Below are 22,097 nucleotides of genomic sequence, written 5' to 3'. Positions count from 1 at the left end.
GCCTTTATACGGTTTTAACGGCGCGAAAGCTTCTGGATGTTGTCCAAAATGATGCCCGTTCCAAGCGCCACACAATCCATTGGCATTTCGGACAGAGAAACCGGGACTCTCAATTCTTCTGCAAGCAATTGGTCAATGCCATGGAGCAGGGCTCCGCCGCCTGTTAAAATCACCCCGCGGTCGATAATATCCGCTGAAAGTTCCGGCGGTGTTTTTTCGAGCACGCTTTTCGCAGAAGCGACAATCATGGCGACCGATTCTTTCAAGGCTTCTTCTATTTCAGCAGACTGAATTTTGATGATCCGCGGCAATCCGGTCATCATGTCACGGCCGCGAATTTCCATTTCTTCGCTGCGGCTGCCGCCATACACAGAACCGATTTCAATTTTGATGTTTTCTGCTGTGCGGTCGCCGATCAATAATTTATATTGGCGTTTCACATACTGAAGAATGTCGTGATCAAAAACATCGCCTGCCACTTTAATCGATTCACTCGTTACGATATCGCCCATGGATAAAACAGCGATATCCGTCGTCCCGCCGCCGATATCAACGACCATATTGCCGCTTGGCTGATAAATGTCCATTCCGGCCCCGATTGCTGCCACTTTCGGCTCTTCTTCCAAGAACACTTTCTTGCCGCCCGATTTCTCGGCTGCTTCCCGGATCGCTTTTTGCTCCACGCTCGTAATATTGGTCGGGCAGCAAATCAAGATGCGCGGCTTGCTCATAAAGCCTTTCACTTTCAAACGGTTCAAGAAGTACTTTAGCATCATTTCAGTCACGTCAAAATCTGCGATGACGCCATCTTTAAGCGGCCGGACTGCCACAATATTTTCAGGTGTGCGCCCGATCATTTTGCGGGCTTCTTCCCCCACTGCCAATACACGATTTGTTTTTCGGTCAAGCGCAACAACCGATGGCTCATTTAATACGATACCTTTTCCTTTTACGTGAATTAAAACATTTGCCGTCCCTAAATCAATACCGATATCTTTTGAAAACATTATTACGCTTCCCCTTCCAGCTTTCTGTACCTACTCTGTTGTCTAAAAAGACTCTCCTAAATGAACATTTTAGCATAGTGTGATTAGAAAAGAAAAAGAATTTTCAAGGAATAAAGACCCGATTCGAATCAGAAAATATTTCATCGACCATAAAATTTTGTGATAATGATTAGCGTGCTTTCAAAACCAAGCACAATAAAACCCGTGAGGCGAATTGGCCTCACGGGTTATTGAAAGAAAAATAAATGATGGTAGAATTAGACCGTTTGTTCCTCTTTGACTTCCGTTTCAACTAAAGATACGCGTTCAATATCTGCTCCCAAAGCGGCAAGCTTCGAATGGAAATTCACGTAGCCACGATCTAAATGCTGCAATTGGTTAACGCGCGTAATGCCCTCAGCAGCCAGTCCTGCTAGGATCAATGCGGCTGCAGCACGAAGGTCTGTTGCTGCAACTTCGGCTCCTTGCAATTGTGAAGGGCCTTCCATGATGACTGAGCGTCCTTCAATTTTAACCGACGCGTTCATGCGGCGGAATTCTTCTACGTGCATAAAGCGGTTTTCAAAAACAGTTTCTGTTAAAATCCCATTACCAGTAGCCGTCAACATTAAAGCCATCATTTGAGACTGCATGTCTGTCGGGAATCCCGGATGCGGCATTGTCTTGATATCAATTGAACGAAGCGGACGGGTTGAACGGATGCGCAATCCTTCTTCTTCCTCTTTAATCTCGACACCCATCTCGCCCATTTTAGAAATCAATGCAGCCATATGTTCAGGCACTGCATTTTCGATGATGACATCGCCTTCCGTGATCGCTGCTGCTACCATGAATGTTCCAGCTTCAACACGGTCTGGAATAATGTGATGAACTGCTCCGTGCAATTCTTCTACTCCTTCGATGCGCATTGTGTCTGTACCGGCACCGACTACGCGGCCGCCCATTTCGTTGATATAGTTTGCTAAATCTACAACTTCCGGTTCTTTTGCCGCGTTCTCGATGATTGTCACGCCATCAGCTAAAGCAGCTGCCGACATGATGTTTTCAGTTGCGCCGACACTCGGGAAATCCAAATAGATTTTTGCTCCGCGAAGTCTTCCGTTCACATTCGCTTCAACAAAACCATTTCCAAATGTAATTTGGGCACCCATTGCTTCAAAACCTTTTAAGTGCTGATCGATTGGACGAGAGCCGATTGCACAGCCGCCTGGCAAAGCAACTCTAGCGAATCCATTACGCGCTAAGAGTGGCCCCATCACCAAAATTGAAGCACGCATCTTTCTCACATATTCAAATTGTGCTTCACTGGATAATGTTTCTGATGAATCAATCACCATTTCATTCTTTTCAGGGAAGTATTCAACCGACGCATTTAAACTTTTAAGCACTGCTTGAATAGTGTATACGTCTGCTAGATTAGGTACTTCCTTAATGATGCTTTTTCCGGATGATGCGAGTAGTGCTCCTGCCAGAACTGGCAAAACTGCATTTTTAGCCCCTTCTACTCGAACTTTCCCTTTTAATTTTTGGCCGCCTTTAACGATAATCTGATCCACTGATATGCCCTCCATATGTTAAATATTCATCTATATGTACCCTTTAAAGTCCAATGTCATAGTTTGCAAACAAAACCTTTTCCATAATACCCGTTTTTTATTAATTATACAAGTAACTTAACGCTCATTTTAGTAGTTATATTATCCAGTTAGTATAACATTCGTATAATAATGAGTCCTTATGTCCGTCCCATAAAATTATATATTACAATTTGATTACAAACTCTAATTTCCCTTATTCTGACGAGCTAAACATGAATTTCGTTATTCCCCGGGAAATAATTTTTAAGGTTTGCTGTTTTGCCATATGCGCGAAAATCGCTCTCATGGCAAACTAGCAAACCTAGAATAGATAAGGCAATTGTCTTGACCATGAAGAGATGTTCAAAAAGAAAGTAGACACCGCTGTCCCAATGGCAATACTGAGGAAAATATACAGGATCTGCGCTTGCAGCACATGCTGTTTGCGGATCCATTTCTCAAACATCACTGCACGCAATGCGTAAAACGCGACACCCGTAAAAAAGATATGGCTGATAATTGAAATGAGGGCTTGCTGCCCAATGGCGGTTTCCATCTAACTGATCCCTCCTATTTAAAAAGCGGGCAAAAGTCAATTGCCCTTCTGCCCGCTCATAACATTCTACTCTTTTCATTTAATGTCTGAACTCCAACGGCCAATTCCTCAGCCGTTTTCGCTTTTCCTATTAAATGTTACCCTCATAAACGTTGATACGATTCTTCGCACGTCTTAATGCTAATTCTGCACGTTGAAAGTCGACTTCACCTTTGTTCGCCTGAAGCATCGCTTCTGCACGTCTTGCAGACTCTTGTGCACGCGCCAGATCAATATCTGTCGCAAGTTCTGCAGACTGAGCAAGAATCGTCACTTTATCCGGACGAACTTCCAAGAATCCGCCGCTTACAGCTGCTAATTCAGTCGAGTTCTCTTTCTTCAATCGGACTGCACCGATTCCAAGAGGAGCTACTGTAGGAATATGGCCAGGCAAGATACCCATCTCACCTGTCGCTGTAACTGCTATTACCATAGAAACTTCTGAATCGTATACCGGGCCGTCGGGAGTGACAATATTGACTGTAATGGTCTTCATTTTTTCCCCTCCTGGTCCCTTGTTTTAGACTTCTACGCCCATGCTTTTAGCTTTTTCAATAACATCTTCAATACGTCCTACTAGACGGAAAGCATCTTCCGGCAAGTGATCGTATTTACCAGCAAGAATTTCTTTGAATCCTTTGATCGTTTCTTGAACAGGAACGTAAGAACCTTTTTGGCCTGTGAACTGTTCAGCAACGTGGAAGTTCTGAGAAAGGAAGTTTTGGATGCGGCGTGCACGGTTAACCGTCAGCTTATCCTCATCACTTAACTCATCCATACCAAGGATGGCAATGATATCTTGAAGTTCGCGGTAGCGCTGAAGCGTTTCTTGAACTTGGCGGGAAATTGAATAGTGTTCTTCACCAACGATTTCAGGCGACAATGCGCGTGAAGTCGAAGCCAAAGGATCCACCGCTGGGTAGATACCCATTTCAGAAAGTTTACGCTCAAGGTTCGTTGTCGCATCCAAGTGAGCGAAAGTTGTAGCCGGAGCCGGATCCGTATAGTCATCGGCTGGTACGTAAATCGCTTGGATAGATGTTACAGAACCTGTGCTTGTAGTCGTAATACGCTCTTGCAATTGACCCATTTCCGTAGCAAGTGTCGGCTGGTAACCAACGGCTGAAGGCATACGTCCTAGTAGGGCAGATACTTCAGATCCTGCTTGAGTGAAACGGAAAATATTGTCGATGAACAAAAGAACGTCTGCGCCTTGCTCATCACGGAAATATTCTGCCATTGTCAAACCAGTCAAGGCAACACGCATACGCGCACCAGGCGGCTCGTTCATTTGGCCGAAGACCATTGATGTTTTCTTGATAACGCCAGAATCGCTCATCTCGTGGAATAAGTCATTTCCTTCACGTGTACGTTCACCAACACCAGCGAATACAGATAAACCACCGTGCTCTTGCGCGATGTTGTTGATCAATTCCTGGATAAGAACGGTTTTACCTACACCGGCACCACCGAAGAGACCGATTTTACCACCTTTGATGTAAGGAGCAAGCAAGTCTACTACTTTGATACCTGTTTCAAGAATTTCAACTTCTGTGGATAAGTGTTCGAAAGTCGGTGCTGAACGGTGAATCGGGTCACGGCGTTCAGTTGTTGGAATTTCTTCCCCTAAATCGATGACTTCTCCTAATACGTTAAATACGCGGCCTAAAGTTACTTCTCCAACTGGAACAGTGATAGCACTGCCTAGATCGGTTACTACTGAACCACGTTGCAATCCATCGGTGGAATCCATCGCAATTGTGCGTACTGAATCATCACCAAGGTGAAGCGCCACTTCAAGCGTCAATTTCACTTGTTGTTGGCCTGGACGATCAATATATACAGTTAGGGCGTTGTAGATCGCTGGAAGTTGGCCATTCGCAAACTTAACGTCTACAACCGGACCCATAACTTGAAGAACGTGTCCTGTGTTCATGCTGTTCCCTCCTGTCTTACTTTTTTCGTATGGTTAAAGGCTTCGGCACCCGGCTTTTCGTGGTTTAAAACCAAGCCGATCGGCTAGGCGCACCAGCTTTCTGTTCTATTCTAACGCGGCTGCTCCGCCGACGATTTCAGTGATTTCCTGAGTGATCGCTGCCTGGCGGGCACGGTTATATGATAGAGTCAATCCATCGATCAACTCACTTGCATTATCGGTTGCGCTCTTCATAGCGGTCATGGACGCAGCGTGTTCACTTGCCTTACCGTCAAGAACTGCACCAAAAATCAAGCTTTCTGCATATTGGGGAAGAAGAACTTCCAAAATCGCTTCGGCTGATGGGTCAAACTCGTAAGAAGCAGTTGAACCAGTCGTTTCGATATCCGTTAATGGCAAAACTTTCTTTTCGGTAACTTCTTGCTGAATAGCAGAGACAAAGTGATTGTAGTACATATAAACTTCATCATACGTACCATCTGAGAACATACCAACAGCTTTGCGCGTTATTTCTTTAATATCAGCGAAACTCGGGTGATCTGGAAGTGCGATTGCACTATCTAGAATCGTCATTCCCTGCTTAGCAAAGAAATCCCGTCCTTTACGGCCAATACTTAAGATAACGAACTCGTCATTTGAGGTATGGCGCTGACGGATTTTGCTCATCACTGTACGAAGAATATTACTATTGTATCCGCCTACTAATCCACGATCTGAAGTGATGACAAGATAAGCAGTTTTTTGTACGGGGCGTGTCGTCATCATTGCATGGCTCGTATCGTTTGATCCGGCCGCGATTGAAGCGACAACCTCCTGAATTTTTTCCATATAGGGAACGAACGCTTTCGCATTCAATTCAGCACGGTTCAACTTTGATGCAGAAACCATCTGCATCGCTCTTGTGATCTGGCTTGTTTTCTTGGTTGACGTAATGCGGTTTTTTATATCGCGTAAAGATGCCACTGGTATTTCACCACCTTATTATTTTTTCTTCTAGTCCGAACGAAAGTTTGTTTGAGGCACTTCCATTCAGCAGCAACTTATGAAGCTGCTGAATGTGAAGCTTCTCTTATTCTGATTTTGCGAATGTGCGTTTGAATTCGTTGATTGCTGCGCCAAATGCTTCGTCAGAAGGCAAACCTTGCGTAGTGCGGATAGTTTCTAAAACTTCTGTGTGGTTAGAATCCAGCCAGCTTGTCAATTCAGCTTCGAAACGTTGGATATCTTGAACTGGAATATCATCAAGGAATCCGCGAGTCAAGGCATAGAAGATGACAACTTGTTTTTCAACTTTGATTGGATTGTTCAAATCTTGTTTCAATACTTCAACTGTACGTTTCCCACGCTCAAGTTTTGCTGCAGTAGCTGCATCAAGGTCTGAACCGAATTGAGAGAACGACTCTAGCTCACGGTATGCAGCCAAGTCAAGGCGTAATGTACCCGCAACTTTTTTCATCGCTTTGATCTGAGCTGAACCGCCAACACGTGATACAGAAAGACCTGCGTTGATCGCTGGACGTACACCCGAGAAGAATAGATCCGATTGAAGGAAGATTTGTCCATCCGTAATCGAAATTACGTTTGTTGGAATGTAAGCAGAAATATCGCCCGCTTGCGTTTCAACGAATGGAAGAGCTGTAATCGAACCAGCACCCAATGTTTCATTCAATTTTGCAGCGCGTTCCAGTAGACGGGAGTGCAAGTAGAAAACATCCCCTGGATATGCTTCGCGGCCTGGAGGACGACGTAGCAATAGCGACAGTTCGCGGTAAGCCGAAGCCTGTTTAGTTAAATCATCATATACGATCAAAACGTGTTTGCCATCGAACATGAACTCTTCCGCCATTGAAATACCAGCATAAGGAGCCAAGTATAATAATGGAGCTGGTTGAGATGCAGATGCCGTCACGACGATTGTGTAATCCAAAGCACCGTTTTTACGCAAAGTTTCTACTACGTTACGTACAGTAGATTCTTTTTGTCCGATTGCTACATAGATACAAATCATGTCTTGGTCAGCTTGGTTCAAAATCGTATCGATCGCTACAGAAGTTTTACCTGTCTGGCGGTCACCGATGATCAATTCGCGCTGTCCACGGCCGATTGGCACTAGAGCATCGATCGCTTTGATCCCTGTTTGAAGTGGTTCATGAACCGATTTACGGGCCATAACCCCTTGTGCAGGGCTTTCGATCGGGCGAGTTTTTGTTGTGTTGATCGGTCCAAGACCATCAACTGGTTGGCCAAGCGGATTTACGACGCGTCCGATTAGTTCTTGTCCTACCGGTACTTCCATAATGCGGCCAGTCCGACGTACTTCATCGCCTTCTTTGATGTCTGTGTAAGGCCCAAGGATGATGATACCAACGTTGTTGGCTTCCAAGTTTTGTGCCATACCCAGGACACCAGTAGAGAACTCAACAAGTTCTCCAGCCATGATGTTGTCGAGGCCATGAGCGCGTGCGATACCATCACCAATCGTGATTACTGTACCGACGTCGTCAACTTTCATCTCAGATTGATAATTTTCAATCTGCTGTTTGATCAAGACACTGATTTCTTCAGCTTTGATGCTCATGTATTTCACCCTCTCATAATTTCCTGAATTAACCGATCAACTGACGCTGCAAGCGGCCCAATTTCGAGCTGATGCTGCTGTCATAAATGCGGTTTCCGATTTGAAGACGCAATCCACCGATTAGGGATGGATCAATGATGTTTTCGATGCGCAAAGATTGCTTACCGATTTTTTTAGCGAAAGTCGCAGAAATCGATGCACGTTCTTCTTCCGTCAACGGACGGATCGAATAAACTTTGGCATCTTCGATTCCCTGTGCTTCGTTCGATAAGTTAATGAACTCATCAGCTAATCCGCTGACTTCGTTCAAACGGCGGCGTTCTGCCATCAATTGAAGTGTGTTCATAACGTAAACGTTCACGCCATTGAATACTTCACTGATTAGATTTGTTCTTTTTTCAGCTGATAGTTTAGGAGAAACGATCAAGTTGTAAAGTTCCGGAGTCAAGTTAAAGACTTTCTTCACTTCACGCAAATCCATTTCTACTTTATCAACCACTTCATGTTTTTGAGCGATTTGGAATAAAGCTAATGCGTAGCGTTCTGAGACTTGGCTCATTGCACTTCGCCTGCCTTCGCAATCGTTTCGTTAATCAACTGGCGGTTGTCTTCTTCAGAGATTTCTTTTTCCAACACTCTAGATGCTGCAAGCAATGACAATGCCACAACTTCTTCGCGTACTGCAGAAATCGCTTTTTCACGTTCGTTCGCAATTTCTTGTACAGCTGCATCTTTCATGCGGCCAGCTTCAGCACGCGCAGTCGAGATAATGTCCTGACGCGAAACTTCGCCTTGTTTTTTAGCATTCTCAACGATTTCTTGTGCTTGCGTACGCGCTTCTTTTAACAAAGTGCGCTGTTCTTCAAGCATTTTTTGTGATTCCTGGCGGCTGTTTTCAGCCGTTACGATTTCACTAGCGATCAATTCTTCACGCTGCTGCATGATTCCCATCAAAGGACCCCATGCGAACTTTTTCAATAACAGCATCAAAATAATGAAAACTGCTAGTGTAGCGATGATATCTCCGACGTTCAAAAACTCCCCGGATGCACCGAGTACGAGGTGATCAAAAAACACGATTGTTTCACTCCCTTCAAGAGCCTAAAATTCAGTTTCTTCTATTATAAGATCTTTAATATAAGATGTTTATTCAAATTTGAAATGGGCCATACAAACATAAATGGCGAAAAACCTGCCGAAGCATTCCCGCCATTTACCTTGTTATTGTCCGGATTTTGATGTCCAGACTCCAACGGCCAACTCCTCGGCCTTAAGCTGCCCTTGCTGTGCGGCAAAAAGCGCCGCTTCGCAAGTTCATCTTAAGCCTGGCGGAGCTGAACGGCCGTTTCCGCTTTTCTCGATACTATTGGTTCATAACGATGAACGCGATAACTACAGCGATGATTGGCAATGCCTCAACCAATGCAACCCCGATGAACATAGTTGTTTGAAGAACGCCACGAGCTTCTGGCTGGCGAGCGATCCCTTCAACTGTTTTTGATACGATAAGACCGTTACCAATACCTGCGCCTAGTGCTGCTAAACCTACTGCGATTGCTGCTGCTAATAAACCTAATGAACCTGTCATTGTAATTTGTCCTCCTCAGGATAGTTGTTTTTTTCTGCTCAATTTGAACAGTTTATACTCAATGGTCGTCGGCAACTTTATGCGATAAATAAACCATCGTCAACATAACGAAAATAAATGCTTGGATTGCACCGATAAAGATCGAGAATCCTTGCCAAGCCATCATCGGAATGATAGCCGTTGCAAAGCCGACAACGCCAGCTCCGCCGAGTCCCGCTAATAAGCTAAGCAAGATTTCACCTGCATAGATATTACCGTAAAGACGCAGACCAAGTGTCAGCGTATTTGCGAACTCCTCAATGATTTTCAACGGGAACAAGAATGGCATTGGTTTTAAATAACCTGCACCGTATTCTCCCAACCCTTTGAGCTTGATGCCATAATAATGGCTCAAAATGATGACCATGGCGGCCAAAGTCATTGTCACTGTTGGATCAGCTGTCGGGGATTTCCACCACAGTTCGCCATAGACAATGATCGAGAACGGAAGACCTAACATATTCGAAACGAAAATGAACATGATCAGCGTAATTCCGAGTACGTGGAATCGCCCGCCGTCTTTCCAGTCCATGTTGCTCTTGATCAGCCCTTTTACGAAATCCATTACCCATTCCATGAAATTTTGCATGCCGGTTGGCTTAAGCTTTAAATTCCGAGTAGAAATGAAGGCAATTAGAAATACGATAACAGCGGCTACGATGAGCATCATAACGTTCGATAAGTTAAACCAGATCCCGAACACTTCAAGCATAGGAGCTTCATGACCCACGATAGTTTCACCTCTCTTTCCACTTTCTTAATGGTGTTTCACATGATAAACAATCCGTTCTGCCAAAAGCAGAACATAAGGGATCATCAACCCGATTACTGTACTGATCAAGTGAATATGCTCGGCGAATAATAACGCCATCGCTACAGCAGCTACACCTGATGCAAACCGTAATGCCGTTCCAAGCGAACGAACCTTCGAGCCTTCTGCCACCGCCCGGTCGAATTTTTCCATCCGGCGAACCAGAATCCACATATTATAAATGCCGAACAAAGTTCCGATCAACAGACCCGCGAATACCTCTTGATAAGGGGTAAACCCCCAACCAATAACGAAAGCCGCCAGGATGAAATAAATCATTCTTTTTAGTCTTGTATATATCTCCCTAAGTCCATCCATTTTTCATTTGTCTCCTGATTCGAATTTTCGGACGGTCTGCAGCATTGCCCACACACCGGCAAACATGCCCGTGAGCAAGCAGATGATTAAGAAAAGCGGGGCGGTTCCGAATTGTTCATCGAGCCACATACCTGTGAACGTACCGATGAGCACGGACCCGACAAGTTGTGAGAGGATAGCACTGTAAAGTGCCATCGCTTGTAAGGGACTTTTTGTTGGGCGCATGATAAACCCCTCGAGTTTCGTTTGATTTGACATTTTACCCCTATAAAAGAGCAGTCGCATCAGGCTTTCGGAACAACATCTATATGTAAGAAAACCTTCTCATGCATACCCTTTGTAAGCATACAATAGGGGTAAAATCATGTCAATTCCTAGAAGTGAAAAACTTCACAAGCAAATACCCTCCGACATATTCTTGACAAATTCGTGTCCGACATGTCCTCTCAACCATTTTGCTGCTTATTTCTCAGAAAAATAAGTGTGCAGCGCTTCAACGATCCGGCGCGAAGCCTCTCCGTCCCCGTAAGGGTTTGAAGCGTGCGACATTTCTTTATAGGCGCTTTCATCCGTCAACAATTCTTTTGCCATTGAATAGATGGTTTCTTCTTCTGTTCCGGCAAGTTTCAATGTGCCAGCATCGATTCCTTCCGGGCGTTCTGTCGTATCGCGAAGAACGAGTACCGGCTTGCCTAGCGACGGAGCTTCTTCCTGGACGCCGCCTGAATCTGTCAGTATAAAGAATGAACGTGCCGCAAAGTTATGGAAATCCAAGACTTCCAGCGGTTCAATCAAATGGATGCGCGAATCGCGTCCGAGAATTTCATCTGCCACTTCACGAACTGCCGGATTCATATGCACCGGGTACACGACTTGGATGTCATCGTGTTCTTGAATCAACCGTTTGATGGCGCGGAACATATTGCGCATCGGCTCGCCTAAGTTTTCACGGCGGTGGGCTGTCAACAAGATCATCCGGTCTTCGCCGATCTTTTCAAGGATCGGATGGCTATACGTTTCACGCACGGTCGTTTTCAACGCATCGATCGCTGTATTGCCGGTAATGTAGATGGTTTCTTCTTTTTTGTTTTCATTGCGCAAATTCTGTGCAGATTTTTCAGTCGGCGAAAAGTGGATATCAGCCATTACGCCCGTCAATTGGCGGTTCATCTCTTCCGGATACGGCGAGTATTTATTGTGCGTACGCAAGCCTGCTTCTACATGGCCGATGGCAATCTGATTGTAGAACGCTGCCAGGCTCGCCACGAAAGTTGTTGTTGTATCGCCGTGCACCAACACGATGTCCGGCTGCGCTTTTTTCATCACTTCGTCTAAGCCAAGCAAAGCACGCGTCGTGACGTCGCTCAATGATTGGCGGTCTTTCATAATATTCAAATCGTAATCCGGCGTAATCTGAAATGTCTCAAGCACTTGATCGAGCATCTGTCTATGCTGAGCTGTTACCGTCACAATCGGCTCGATTGTTTCCGGATGCTTTTGAAGCTCGAGCACTAGAGGCGCCATTTTGATTGCTTCCGGGCGCGTGCCAAAGATCGTCATTACTTTCCACTTTTTCGTCAAACTAATCAACCTCGTTTTCATATTATTTGAGTTAGGAAATGATTGCCTCTGCTTACAGCAATCGCTTCCGCTTTTCTTATTTCGTGCCGAACAATCTGTCGCCGGCATCTCCAAGTCCTGGAACGATGTAACCGTGGTCATTCAATTTCTCATCAAGTGCCGCAATGTAAATATCCACATCCGGATGCGCTTTTTGCAAAGCTTCTACACCTTCTGGAGCTGCGATGATGCACATGAAGCGGATCTTGACAGCTCCACGTTTTTTAAGTGAGTTTACTGCTTCAATGGCAGATCCTCCTGTAGCAAGCATCGGGTCTACAACAATCAACTCGCGCTCTTGGACATCTGACGGCATTTTAAAGTAGTATTCAACCGGCTGCAAAGTTTCCGGGTCACGGTAAAGGCCGATATGCCCGACTTTTGCTGCTGGAATCAATTTCAAAATTCCATCGACCATGCCGATTCCTGCACGGAGAATTGGGACGACGCCTAATTTCTTCCCTGCCAGTATTTTCGAAGTCGTCATTTGGACGGGCGTTTCAACTTCAATATCCTCCAACGGCAAATCTCTTGTAATCTCAAAAGCCATCAATGTAGCAATTTCGTCTACCAATTCGCGGAATTCTTTTGTTCCTGTGGATTTATCACGGATATAAGTCACTTTATGCTGGATCAACGGATGATCAAATACATGTACTTTTCCCACGGCACATCTCTCCTCTTTAAAATTTATCTTAACTAGTATAACAGAAAATTTAGGCCGCTTGGGCTTGTAGTTCGCATTGCAATTTTTCAGTTAATTGGCATCCGCCGCTCAAAAATCGGCAAAATAAAAAACCGAAGCGAAAAACTCCGGTTTGTTTATAATAGGTTGGCTTCTTCGAGCGACATCGGGCGGTAATAGAAATAGCCCTGCCCTACCCGGCAGCCGAGCGAAACTAATATGCTTCGCTGCTGCTCTGTTTCGATGCCTTCTGCGACAGCTGTCATGTTCAAGTTTTCCGCCAGTTGAATGATCGTTCTGACGATCGCAAGCGTTCCGTGTTCATGCATACTGGAGATGAATGAACGATCAATTTTTATTTCACTGACCGGCAGCTTCTGCAAATAACTGAGCGATGAATAACCCGTTCCGAAATCATCCACAGAGCTTGTGAAGCCGTAGCGGTTTAATTTCTTAAACACCTGATGGGCGGTTTCAATATCCACGAAGCCGATCCGCTCGGTGATTTCAAGTTGGATCCATTTGTGTTCAATGCCGTATTCAGCCATTCGGTCAACCAAATGCGGAATGAACGAATGGTGGAAGAAATGATCAGCTGAGATATTGACAGCGACCTGGCGCAATTCAAGCCCAAGTTCTTTACGCTTTTTCAGCCAAGTAAGAACCCGTTTAAAAACAACTTGTTCCAACAGACGGATTTTGCCGTTCTTTTCCGCTGCCGGAATGAAGACATCCGGTGCAATACTGCCAAGCTCCGGAGAATTCCAACGGGCCAAAGCTTCAAAGCTGATGATTTTTCCTGATTTCAGATCCACTTTCGGCTGAAGGTGAACATCGATTTCCTCACGGCGCAGCGCTGCCGATAATTCATTGGCGATCCGCAAGTCCCTCATCATGAAATCATCGTGTTCATTTTCAAAATAACAAATAGATTCCCCCGCCCGCAATTTTGCTTTTGACAGTGCGCTGTCTGCATAGCGGATCAGTTCTTTCTCATCCTGCTGTTTCGGCGTAATCAGTGCGACGCCCATTTTTAACGTTAAAAACAATTCCATATCTTGCACATTGATCGGTTCGATCACACATTGCGATAACTTTTCTAAATATGCAGGCACATCGCCTAACGGATTCAAGTTGACTAAAGCGATGGTCGAATCGGAAAAGCGTGCGATGACATGATTTGCAGACATGCCAGCTCTTAAGAAACGTTTGCCAATTTCCCGGATGAGTGCATCTCCTGCGGTATGGCCATACTGGTCGACTACTTTAATATATTCATCTGCTGAAACGAAAGCGACAAAGCCCTCTTTCTTTTCATCCAGCAATTCTTTTAACTCATTGATGAAATAATTCCGGTTCGGCAAAGCGGTTTCTTTATCGGTGTACGCTAAGCGCAAGATTTCTTCCTGCTGCTGCGAATACCTTACCGTCAAAGACACAATGGAGCCAATCTGCTCCACGAAGGCAATGTCTTCTTCAGTCGGCAATGTCTTGTCTGTGAAATAGATGCCGAATGTCCCGATTGCTTTGCCATTTGCGTCATCGATCGGCACCGACCAGCTGGAAGTGAAGTGAAGCTCCTCCACCAGGTATTGAAGGCCATTCCACAGCGGGCTCGTCTTCATGTCTTCCACTATGACTGTTTGATTGGTGTGGAAAGCGGCTCCGCACGTACCCGTCACCGGAGAAGACTGAATTTGCTCGACTTTATCATGAAATTCACTTGGCATCGATTTTCCGGCCCCTACTTGAAAGTAGCCGGCATCATTGACAAAAAGCACCGTGCATTTCGTATCGTCTTTGAAAAAAGATTCCACTGTATCGCATGCTTTTTGAAGCAAAAAGCTCAACAGATAGCCTTTTCCCATATCGTTATGGATTTGCTGCTGCAAATTGATCAATGCTTCTGCGCGCTTGCGGTCGGTAATATCCCGCTGCAGCATGATCGTGAACGTAAAGTTCGTTTCATGCATGATAATTGGCTGGATCGTGATTTCGTTCCAGAAAGGCAGCCCGTCTTTGCGATAATTAACGATTTCAAAAATGCCCGCTTTTTTCGATTCCATGCAGTTCCTGATTTTCTGTCCGACCCGTTTATCCGTTTTTGAGCCATGCATAAACTTGCCATTCTGCCCCAAAACTTCCTCTTCCTCATAGCCGCTCATCTCTAAAAAGGATTGGTTGGCATAAATGATCGGATGGTTTTCCAACTCTGTATTCAGCACAATAAAACCTGTCTGGAATTCCATTCCCAAACGCCGCAGCCAATTAATGATCACTTTTTTCTCTTCATGTATTTCGTGAGTAGGCATACGCGGTTCACCCAGCTTCCCTTAGTTAATGTATTCTATGTATTGCTGCTTTGTGAGGAAATTAGAAATAAGTAACATTATTAATAGAATTACCAGTTTTATACCAAATTTGCATTTTTATTATTCAAAAATCTTGGAAAAAAATACAGCTGCCCAAATTGCTCTTTGGCAGCTGTATTCCCTTATTTGTATAATGGAAAACTAGCTGTAAGTTTCGCAGTGCGTTCAGCAGCTTCTTTTTTCGCATTTTCATCCTCAGGATTTTTCAGCAAGGATGCAATAATCGAGGCAATTTCTAACATTTCCGGTTCTTTAAAGCCGCGTGAAGTGACAGCCGGCGTTCCTAAACGGATGCCTGACGTGACAAACGGGCTTTCCGGATCATACGGAATCGTATTTTTATTTGTCGTGATGCCGACTTCATCTAATACGTGCTCCGCCACTTTTCCGGTTAGACCGAGTGAACGAAGGTCAATCAGCATCAAATGGTTGTCAGTTCCGCCAGAGACGATATCTACGCCTTCAGCTTTCAATCCTTCAGCCAGTTCATTGGCATTTTTCACCACTTGTTCGATATAAGTTTTAAATTCAGGCTGCTGCGCTTCGCCGAATGCAACCGCTTTTGCAGCAATGACGTGCATTAACGGTCCGCCTTGAATTCCCGGGAAAATCGTTTTATCGATTTTCTTAGCGAATTCCTCTTTGCAAAGAATCAACCCGCCGCGAGGCCCGCGCAAAGTTTTATGTGTGGTCGATGTGACGAAATGGGCATGCGGAACCGGGTTTGGATGGGCACCAACTGCGACCAATCCGGCGATATGCGCCATATCCACCATTAAATAAGCCCCTACTTCATCCGCGATTTCACGGAATTTAGCAAAGTCCAGCTGGCGTGAGTAGGCACTTGCTCCAGCCACAATCATTTTCGGCTTGTGCTCAAGAGCGGCCTCCCGAACGGTTTCGTAATCGATCAATTGATTGTCTTCCGTTACCCCGTACTCAACGAAATTATACTGCATGCCGCTGAAATTCACCTTGCTGCCATGCGTTAAATGGCCGCCATGGTTCAAGTTCATCCCTAAAATCGTGTCGCCTTTTTCTAGAACCGCTGTATAAACGGCCATATTGGCTTGTGATCCGGAATGCGGCTGTACGTTGGCATGGTCCGCGCCGAAGATTTCTTTCAGGCGATCACGAGCAATGTTTTCTACGATATCCACATATTCGCAGCCGCCGTAATAGCGTTTGTTTGGATAGCCTTCAGCATACTTATTCGTAAGTACTGAGCCTTGGGCGTCCATCACTGCTTGTGATACAAAGTTTTCAGATGCGATAAGTTCGATGTTCGATTCCTGACGTTCTTTTTCCGCTTGCATTGCTTCATAAACTGCCTGGTCCTGCGTCTTAATCAATTCCATCTGTTATTCCCTCCTGTAGTTGAACAAGCTCACGATCGTACCTAGCGCGTTCCCCGCCAATCAATTTCGGCCGAGTGGTTGCAGCTGAGACAATCGCTTCTCCTACTAGTTTAACAGAAGTTCGCACAGGAACGGCTACTCTTTTTAAATGCATGCCAATCATTGTCTGTCCGATGTCGATTCCCGCATGCGCCTGCACTTCTTCCACGACAACCGGATCTTTTAAATTTGAATAAGCGAAGGCACTCATTGAACCGCCCGCTTTTGGCACCGGCACGACTGACACAGGCTCCCAGCCGTATTTTTCCGCTGCTTCCCGCTCGAGTGTCAACGCCCGATTGATATGCTCGCATCCTTGGAAAGCCAAAAAGATCCGGTGGCGGTCTGCAAAATTCTGCAAAGGTTCAAATAAACTTTCGGCTATATCCAGGCCGCCAGCTGTCCCGATCCGTTTGCCTACAACTTCTGAAGTTGAGCAGCCGACGACAAATACTTGGCCATTTTTAAATTGAATTTCCTGCTCCAATTCACTTAAAGCTTCTTCAAGCTGTAATTGCCATAAGGGTTGCATGCCAGCCACTCCTTCAGTTTTTTATTTTTCCAAATCCGAGATTTTTTGAACGCGTTTTTGGTGGCGTCCGCCTTCGAATTCTTCAGTCAGCCACGTCTCTGCAATTTCACGCGCGAGTCCTGGGCCGATAACGCGTTCGCCCATTGCCAGAACGTTTGAATCATTATGCCCTCTTGTCGCTTTTGCACTGAATACATCATGCACAAGCGCGCAACGGATGCCTTTTACTTTGTTAGCGGCAATGGACATGCCAATTCCTGTTCCGCAAATAAGGATGCCGCGGTCAAATTCTCCGCTGGCGACTCTTTCCGCAACCGGTGTTGCATAATCCGGATAGTCGACCGAGTCATCTGTATGCGGCCCAAAATCTTGATATTCCATGCCAAGTTCGTTTAATAAGTTGACGATTTCTTTACGAAGATTATTTCCGCCGTGATCTGATGAGATTGCAATTTTCATTAAAAACCCTCTTTTCTTTTCGGATAAAGCGAAACGCCAAACTGCATTCCACTTACTTTTGCTTCGCTGGGAGATTTTCGTTCACACGAGTTCCCTCAACGATGGTTCACTTTATTTTAACATCATTATATGAAAAAACATACAAACCCGCATAGGCTTGTATGTTATCGCTCCATTTCTCTATTCAATTTTCCAGCCACTTGGTTGATCAGGCCGTGCAGTTCATTGAACGTAGACTGATAAGTGGATAAAGAGCCGCCGTACGGATCGCTGACGTCTGCTGCAGAACCGTTTGCAAATTCTTTTAATGTGTAGATTTTTGTCGCGTATTCAGGAAAATTCTGCAGCAGGAATGTCCGATGCGATTCGGTCATCGTCAAGATCAATGTTGCCCATTCCATATCTTCAGGCATCAGCTGTTTAGAGGTGTGGGCAAAGTCGATTCCTTGATCGCCTAAAACCGTTTGGGCATGGGACGACATCGGCGATTCTCCAGCAAAGATGCCGGCGGAACGAACTTCCACACCCGGCAGTTGCTTCGCTGTTAAAATGGCTTCCGCCATCGGACTTCTGCATGTATTCCCGGTACAAACAAAGAAAATATTCATGTTACTTCCCCTCTTTTCGCATCATTAACTGAACCATTTATGGTCAGCTGCTTTTTCTAACCGATTCATCATCGCTTCACTTCGATTGGCATCTGCAGAAATTGCCGCCAAAATTAAATCCGCATCCGTTTGATCGCATTTGCGCAAGCTAGCATAAAGCGTTTCCGCTGAAAGCGGGAAACAATAATCCGCACTCGGGTGTTTCTCCGAACTTAGAATGGCCACTTTTTTGCCGTCATTTTGCACATGCGCTATCGCCTTCTCTATTAGCCCGTCTGTCTTTTCAATCAAATAGACCGGTGCTTCAGGCGCATAATGGATATATTTCATTCCCGGTGATTTGGGGATATTCCCTTGAATTTCTGAAGACAGCCGGACGGTGCCGATCACCGCTTCTAAATCTTTTTTTGTGATCTTGCCGGGACGAAGGATCACCGGCGGTTCACTGGTCATATCCAATACGGTCGATTCAATCCCTATCATCGTCGCACCGCCATCCAAAATCAATGGAATAGTCCCTTCCATATCGTGATAGACATGCTCCGCTAACGTCGGGCTCGGCTTGCCGCTTGTATTGGCACTTGGTGCCGCAATCGGCAATTTCACACGCTTCAGCAAATTCAAGGCTACCGGGTGGTTCGGCACTCGAATTCCAACTGTGGATAGGCTGGCTGTGACGTTTTCAGCAAAAACGCCTGGTTTCGTTTGCAGAATCAACGTCAGTGCTCCAGGCCAGAAGGTTTCCATGCATTGAATCGCTTTCGGGCCAACATTTTGCACGTAATTCAACGCACTTTCTTTTGAATCCACATGAACGATTAATGGATTGTCTGCCGGGCGCCCTTTCGCAGCAAAGATTTTTGCCACTGCCTCTGCATTTGTAGCATCCGCTCCAAGCCCATAAACAGTTTCCGTCGGAAAAGCAACAACTTCACCGGTTTGCAGCATTTCCACAGCCTGTGAATAAGTTTCTTCTTTATTCACATTACTATCCACAAGTATGGTTTCCGTTTCCATATAAACATCTCCTATTATCACTAGTTTTTGATGAAGTTATGCACAATTCGTGGATAACTTCATCTGTTCTGTTTAAAATATGTTAGCAACTTATTTGTTTATGCAAAAAACCATCCGGTCCTTTTTGTTGATATCTTTTTTTACATATACATTCGCTTCCGGAAAAGCAGCTTTTAGGAAGGCTCTCACGGCTTCTCCCTGTGCATAACCGATTTCAAAGCCGATAATGCTTGGTTTATCCACAATTTCCGGAAGTCCTGCAGCCATTTTTTCATACAATGCCAAGCCTTCATTTTCTGCAAATAAAGCAGTATGAGGTTCGAAATCACGTACACTGTCCGATAAATCAGGGGCTTCTTCGTAGCCGATATACGGAGGATTGGATAATACAATATCCCATTTCCGCTCTTTGATCGGTTCCAGCAAATCTCCTGATTCAAACGCGACATCTGCATTCAAACGCTTAGCATTGTCTTTCGCAACCGCTAAAGCTTCTTCTGAAATATCCGTTGCTGTCACTTTCGCAGCCGGCAACTCGCATTTCATGGTGATCGCAATCACGCCGCTACCTGTGCCTATATCCGCGATTGAAGGATTGCCTTCCGGGAAATAGCGAGCGGCTATTTTTAAAGTTTCTTCAATCAGCTCTTCTGTTTCCGGCCTCGGAATTAGCACTTGCGCATTGACTCGGAAAGAGCGTCCATAAAACTCTTCGGTGCCCGTTATATGCTGAACCGGCGTACCGGATGCATGCAATTCAATTTTATCCCAAAACTCGCGGAATTTCTCTTCTTCCAACTCTTCGCGCATTGAAGCAAGCAGCCCTGCATGGGAGAGTCCCAGCTCATGCTGGAGGATAATCCGCGCAGCCGCTTCTTCACGGCCATTGCTCTTTAAAAAAGAAGAAGCCCCTTGGAGGGCCTCGAAAATGTATTTTCTATTAGTCATTGTTTAAGCTTTCCATTCTGGCTGATTGCTCTTCAATGATCAAAGCATCAATGACTTCATCCATCTTGCCTTGAAGAATCTGATCCAGTTTTTGGATCGTCAAGCCGATCCGGTGATCTGTAACGCGGTTTTGCGGGAAGTTATACGTACGGATCCGCTCAGAACGATCGCCTGTTCCGACTGCTGATTTCCGGACCGCATCATATTCCGCTTGCGCTTCTTGTTGGAATTTATCGTATACACGGGCACGAAGCACTTTCATCGCACTCGCTTTGTTCTTGATCTGGGATTTTTCATCCTGGCACGTTACCACTGTATTGGTCGGAATATGGGTCAAACGGACAGCCGACATTGTCGTGTTGACCGACTGGCCCCCTGCACCAGATGATGCATAGGTATCGACACGGATGTCGTTGTCATGGATTTCAACTTCCACTTCTTCCACTTCCGGCAGGCAAGCGACTGTTGCTGTCGAAGTATGGATCCGGCCGCCTGATTCCGTTTCCGGAACCCGCTGCACCCGGTGGGCACCATTTTCATATTTCAATTTTGAATAAGCGCCTTTTCCGGTAACCATGAAGACCAATTCCTTGAATCCGCCGAGCCCTGTCGGATTGGAATCCATGATGCTCACTTTCCAGCCATTTGATTCAGCAAATCGGCTGTACATGCGGTAAAGATCCCCCGCAAACAGCGCCGCTTCGTCTCCGCCGGCAGCTCCCCGGATTTCCATGATCACGTTTTTGTCATCATTCGGGTCTTTCGGAATCAATAATACATGTAAACGGTCTTCAATCGCTTTCGCTTGCGCTTCCAATTCGTTCACTTCTTCTTTGACCATTTCACGCATCTCGGCATCAAGCTTCTCATCGAACATCGCTTTTGCATCATTCAACTGGGAAGTGATTTCTTTGTATTCGCGGTATGCTTCCACTGTTTCCTGCAAATCCGACTGCTCTTTTGAGTAATCGCGCAATTTGTTTGTATCGCTGACAATCGCCGGGTCGCTTAATAACTCATTTAAGCGGTCGTACCTGTCTTCTACTGCTTGTAATCTATCGAACATTGCTGCTTCACCTCTAATTCACATATTTATACTTAAACTATATAAGTTGGATGAAAGAAGTAGCATTTATACACCGCTTCGGCGCTATGGATACGGCTTAGCGCATGTCCCCGGCAAGCCCAGCTGTTTTGCGGAATATCGGTTTGTACAAATCATTAGTTCAACTTATATAACGATTTAATTAATATAACGGGCAAAAAAATAGTTTCACCTTGTTTAGGAAGCTTCCAAAATAAGCTATTTCGCCACTGTCACGCCAGCAGGCACTTCATGGTGATGGCGGCAGCGGGGCTCATAGGCTTCTGAAGCGCCGACTAATATGGTCGGGTCGTCAGAACCAGCGGGCTTGCCGTCAATCAGGCGCTGCGTCCGGCTTGCTGGAGATCCGCAAACGGTGCAAACGGCTTGAAGTTTTGTCACTTGTTCGGCGATCGACAATAGAATCGGCATCGGCCCGAATGGACGTCCTCTGAAATCCTGGTCTAAACCGGCAACAATTACACGAAATCCGTGGTCTGCTAATTTCTGGACATTCTCAATGATCTGTTCATCGAAGAATTGAGCTTCATCAATAGCGATTACGTCGAAATCATCGGAGATATAGTCCCAGATTTCCTTTGAATGCTGAATCGGCAAGGCAATCACTGTTGCGCCATTATGGGAAACAACCGCTTCTTTGCTGTAGCGGTCATCGATTTTCGGTTTAAAAACTGCAATCTTTTGTTTGGCAAATTGTGCGCGGCGCACACGGCGGATCAACTCTTCTGATTTCCCTGAAAACATGCTTCCGCAAATCAGTTCAACCCAACCGGATTGTTTCATAACGTACATAAATAAGCCCCTTTCAAACAACTTTATCATTATTCATCATACCCAAAATCGGGCTGAATTACTGCTTTTTTCTCCATTATGTAAAAGATTTAACGCTCAAAATGTGTCTTTAA

The 22,097-nt window shown here is 45.3% G+C and carries 24 protein-coding genes; all 24 read right to left on the bottom strand.

Annotation, left to right across the window (positions count from 1 at the left end; genetic code table 11):
* Positions 1–14: 14 nt before the first annotated feature.
* Positions 15–1,007 (bottom strand): rod shape-determining protein, encoded by a 993-nt coding sequence (gene mreB, locus BN1080_RS04215; protein ID WP_052650696.1) that lies wholly within the window; start codon positions 1,005–1,007, stop codon positions 15–17.
* A gap of 257 nt (positions 1,008–1,264) precedes the next feature.
* Positions 1,265–2,563, bottom strand: a complete 1,299-nt coding sequence (gene murA / locus BN1080_RS04210) for a UDP-N-acetylglucosamine 1-carboxyvinyltransferase (RefSeq protein ID WP_052650695.1) — start codon at positions 2,561–2,563, stop codon at positions 1,265–1,267.
* A 343-nt stretch (positions 2,564–2,906) separates the two neighbouring features.
* Entirely contained in the window at positions 2,907–3,140 is a 234-nt protein-coding gene (locus tag BN1080_RS04205) for a DUF1146 family protein (protein ID WP_052650694.1), read from the bottom strand.
* 130 nt (positions 3,141–3,270) lie between these two features.
* Positions 3,271–3,675, bottom strand: coding sequence for a F0F1 ATP synthase subunit epsilon (locus BN1080_RS04200; protein WP_052650693.1), 405 nt, complete (start codon positions 3,673–3,675; stop codon positions 3,271–3,273).
* 24 nt (positions 3,676–3,699) lie between these two features.
* Positions 3,700–5,115 carry a F0F1 ATP synthase subunit beta gene (gene atpD, locus BN1080_RS04195; protein WP_052650692.1) on the bottom strand — a complete coding sequence of 472 codons (1,416 nt, stop codon included), beginning with the start codon at positions 5,113–5,115 and terminating at the stop codon, positions 3,700–3,702.
* 105 nt (positions 5,116–5,220) lie between these two features.
* On the bottom strand, positions 5,221–6,078 hold the full coding sequence (gene atpG / locus BN1080_RS04190) for an ATP synthase F1 subunit gamma (RefSeq protein WP_052650691.1): 858 nt from the start codon (positions 6,076–6,078) through the stop codon (positions 5,221–5,223).
* Between the two features lie 106 nt (positions 6,079–6,184).
* On the bottom strand, positions 6,185–7,693 hold the full coding sequence (gene atpA / locus BN1080_RS04185; protein WP_052650690.1) for a F0F1 ATP synthase subunit alpha: 1,509 nt from the start codon (positions 7,691–7,693) through the stop codon (positions 6,185–6,187).
* A gap of 28 nt (positions 7,694–7,721) precedes the next feature.
* Positions 7,722–8,252, bottom strand: coding sequence for a F0F1 ATP synthase subunit delta (locus tag BN1080_RS04180; RefSeq protein ID WP_052650689.1), 531 nt, complete (start codon positions 8,250–8,252; stop codon positions 7,722–7,724).
* Positions 8,249–8,770, bottom strand: coding sequence for a F0F1 ATP synthase subunit B (atpF, locus tag BN1080_RS04175; RefSeq protein WP_052650688.1), 522 nt, complete (start codon positions 8,768–8,770; stop codon positions 8,249–8,251). The genes BN1080_RS04180 and atpF overlap by 4 nt, the downstream gene beginning before the upstream one ends.
* 286 nt (positions 8,771–9,056) lie before the next feature.
* Complete coding sequence (atpE, locus tag BN1080_RS04170; protein ID WP_006829234.1) at positions 9,057–9,281, bottom strand: F0F1 ATP synthase subunit C; 225 nt, start codon at positions 9,279–9,281, stop codon at positions 9,057–9,059.
* 58 nt (positions 9,282–9,339) lie between these two features.
* Positions 9,340–10,050, bottom strand: a complete 711-nt coding sequence (atpB, locus tag BN1080_RS04165) for a F0F1 ATP synthase subunit A (protein WP_052650687.1) — start codon at positions 10,048–10,050, stop codon at positions 9,340–9,342.
* A gap of 27 nt (positions 10,051–10,077) precedes the next feature.
* Entirely contained in the window at positions 10,078–10,449 is a 372-nt protein-coding gene (locus tag BN1080_RS04160; RefSeq protein WP_052650686.1) for an ATP synthase subunit I, read from the bottom strand.
* Positions 10,450–10,452: 3 nt separating this feature from the next.
* Positions 10,453–10,674, bottom strand: a complete 222-nt coding sequence (locus BN1080_RS04155) for an AtpZ/AtpI family protein (RefSeq protein WP_052654389.1) — start codon at positions 10,672–10,674, stop codon at positions 10,453–10,455.
* Between the two features lie 237 nt (positions 10,675–10,911).
* The gene (wecB, locus tag BN1080_RS04150; RefSeq protein ID WP_052650685.1) at positions 10,912–12,030 is read right to left on the bottom strand and encodes a non-hydrolyzing UDP-N-acetylglucosamine 2-epimerase; all 1,119 of its coding nucleotides are present in this window, start codon (positions 12,028–12,030) and stop codon (positions 10,912–10,914) included.
* 76 nt (positions 12,031–12,106) lie between these two features.
* Positions 12,107–12,736: a uracil phosphoribosyltransferase gene (gene upp, locus BN1080_RS04145; RefSeq protein WP_052650684.1), complete on the bottom strand. Its 630-nt coding sequence runs from the start codon at positions 12,734–12,736 to the stop codon at positions 12,107–12,109.
* A gap of 155 nt (positions 12,737–12,891) precedes the next feature.
* A complete protein-coding gene (locus BN1080_RS04140; RefSeq protein WP_052650683.1) occupies positions 12,892–15,066 on the bottom strand; it encodes an EAL domain-containing protein in 2,175 nt (724 codons plus the stop codon).
* A gap of 182 nt (positions 15,067–15,248) precedes the next feature.
* On the bottom strand, positions 15,249–16,484 hold the full coding sequence (locus BN1080_RS04135; protein WP_052650682.1) for a serine hydroxymethyltransferase: 1,236 nt from the start codon (positions 16,482–16,484) through the stop codon (positions 15,249–15,251).
* The gene (locus BN1080_RS04130; RefSeq protein WP_052650681.1) at positions 16,471–17,055 is read right to left on the bottom strand and encodes a TIGR01440 family protein; all 585 of its coding nucleotides are present in this window, start codon (positions 17,053–17,055) and stop codon (positions 16,471–16,473) included. Before BN1080_RS04130 ends, BN1080_RS04135 begins: the two co-directional genes overlap by 14 nt.
* A 21-nt stretch (positions 17,056–17,076) precedes the next feature.
* Positions 17,077–17,514: a ribose 5-phosphate isomerase B gene (rpiB, locus tag BN1080_RS04125; protein WP_052650680.1), complete on the bottom strand. Its 438-nt coding sequence runs from the start codon at positions 17,512–17,514 to the stop codon at positions 17,077–17,079.
* 164 nt (positions 17,515–17,678) lie between these two features.
* Positions 17,679–18,122 (bottom strand): low molecular weight protein arginine phosphatase, encoded by a 444-nt coding sequence (locus tag BN1080_RS04120; protein ID WP_052650679.1) that lies wholly within the window; start codon positions 18,120–18,122, stop codon positions 17,679–17,681.
* Positions 18,123–18,146: 24 nt separating this feature from the next.
* Positions 18,147–19,139: an L-threonylcarbamoyladenylate synthase gene (locus BN1080_RS04115; RefSeq protein WP_052650678.1), complete on the bottom strand. Its 993-nt coding sequence runs from the start codon at positions 19,137–19,139 to the stop codon at positions 18,147–18,149.
* Positions 19,140–19,229: 90 nt separating this feature from the next.
* Entirely contained in the window at positions 19,230–20,087 is an 858-nt protein-coding gene (gene prmC, locus BN1080_RS04110; protein ID WP_052650677.1) for a peptide chain release factor N(5)-glutamine methyltransferase, read from the bottom strand.
* Complete coding sequence (gene prfA, locus BN1080_RS04105; protein ID WP_052650676.1) at positions 20,080–21,153, bottom strand: peptide chain release factor 1; 1,074 nt, start codon at positions 21,151–21,153, stop codon at positions 20,080–20,082. The genes prmC and prfA overlap by 8 nt, the downstream gene beginning before the upstream one ends.
* Before the next feature lie 237 nt (positions 21,154–21,390).
* Positions 21,391–21,984 carry a thymidine kinase gene (locus BN1080_RS04100; protein WP_052650675.1) on the bottom strand — a complete coding sequence of 198 codons (594 nt, stop codon included), beginning with the start codon at positions 21,982–21,984 and terminating at the stop codon, positions 21,391–21,393.
* Positions 21,985–22,097 lie beyond the last annotated feature (113 nt).

It is taken from the genome of Planococcus massiliensis (assembly GCF_000821325.1).
GTDB classification, from domain to species: Bacteria; Bacillota; Bacilli; order Bacillales_A; family Planococcaceae; genus Planococcus; species Planococcus ruber.
This window is presented reverse-complemented; position numbering and strand designations above follow the sequence as displayed.

Bases quoted from the DNA above. Each gene is read 5' to 3' on its own strand.
- mreB (WP_052650696.1), bottom strand. From the start codon at position 1,007: ATGTTTTCAAAAGATATCGGTATTGATTTAGGGACGGCAAATGTTTTA.
- BN1080_RS04205 (WP_052650694.1), bottom strand. From the start codon at position 3,140: ATGGAAACCGCCATTGGGCAGCAAGCCCTCATTTCAATTATCAGCCAT.
- BN1080_RS04200 (WP_052650693.1), bottom strand. From the start codon at position 3,675: ATGAAGACCATTACAGTCAATATTGTCACTCCCGACGGCCCGGTATAC.
- atpD (WP_052650692.1), bottom strand. From the start codon at position 5,115: ATGAACACAGGACACGTTCTTCAAGTTATGGGTCCGGTTGTAGACGTT.
- atpA (WP_052650690.1), bottom strand. From the start codon at position 7,693: ATGAGCATCAAAGCTGAAGAAATCAGTGTCTTGATCAAACAGCAGATT.
- BN1080_RS04180 (WP_052650689.1), bottom strand. From the start codon at position 8,252: ATGAGCCAAGTCTCAGAACGCTACGCATTAGCTTTATTCCAAATCGCT.
- atpE (WP_006829234.1), bottom strand. From the start codon at position 9,281: ATGACAGGTTCATTAGGTTTATTAGCAGCAGCAATCGCAGTAGGTTTA.
- BN1080_RS04160 (WP_052650686.1), bottom strand. From the start codon at position 10,449: ATGGATGGACTTAGGGAGATATATACAAGACTAAAAAGAATGATTTAT.
- BN1080_RS04155 (WP_052654389.1), bottom strand. From the start codon at position 10,674: ATGCGCCCAACAAAAAGTCCCTTACAAGCGATGGCACTTTACAGTGCT.
- BN1080_RS04140 (WP_052650683.1), bottom strand. From the start codon at position 15,066: ATGCCTACTCACGAAATACATGAAGAGAAAAAAGTGATCATTAATTGG.
- BN1080_RS04135 (WP_052650682.1), bottom strand. From the start codon at position 16,484: ATGGAATTGATTAAGACGCAGGACCAGGCAGTTTATGAAGCAATGCAA.
- BN1080_RS04130 (WP_052650681.1), bottom strand. From the start codon at position 17,055: ATGCAACCCTTATGGCAATTACAGCTTGAAGAAGCTTTAAGTGAATTG.
- rpiB (WP_052650680.1), bottom strand. From the start codon at position 17,514: ATGAAAATTGCAATCTCATCAGATCACGGCGGAAATAATCTTCGTAAA.
- BN1080_RS04120 (WP_052650679.1), bottom strand. From the start codon at position 18,122: ATGAATATTTTCTTTGTTTGTACCGGGAATACATGCAGAAGTCCGATG.
- BN1080_RS04115 (WP_052650678.1), bottom strand. From the start codon at position 19,139: ATGGAAACGGAAACCATACTTGTGGATAGTAATGTGAATAAAGAAGAA.
- prmC (WP_052650677.1), bottom strand. From the start codon at position 20,087: ATGACTAATAGAAAATACATTTTCGAGGCCCTCCAAGGGGCTTCTTCT.
- prfA (WP_052650676.1), bottom strand. From the start codon at position 21,153: ATGTTCGATAGATTACAAGCAGTAGAAGACAGGTACGACCGCTTAAAT.
- BN1080_RS04100 (WP_052650675.1), bottom strand. From the start codon at position 21,984: ATGTACGTTATGAAACAATCCGGTTGGGTTGAACTGATTTGCGGAAGC.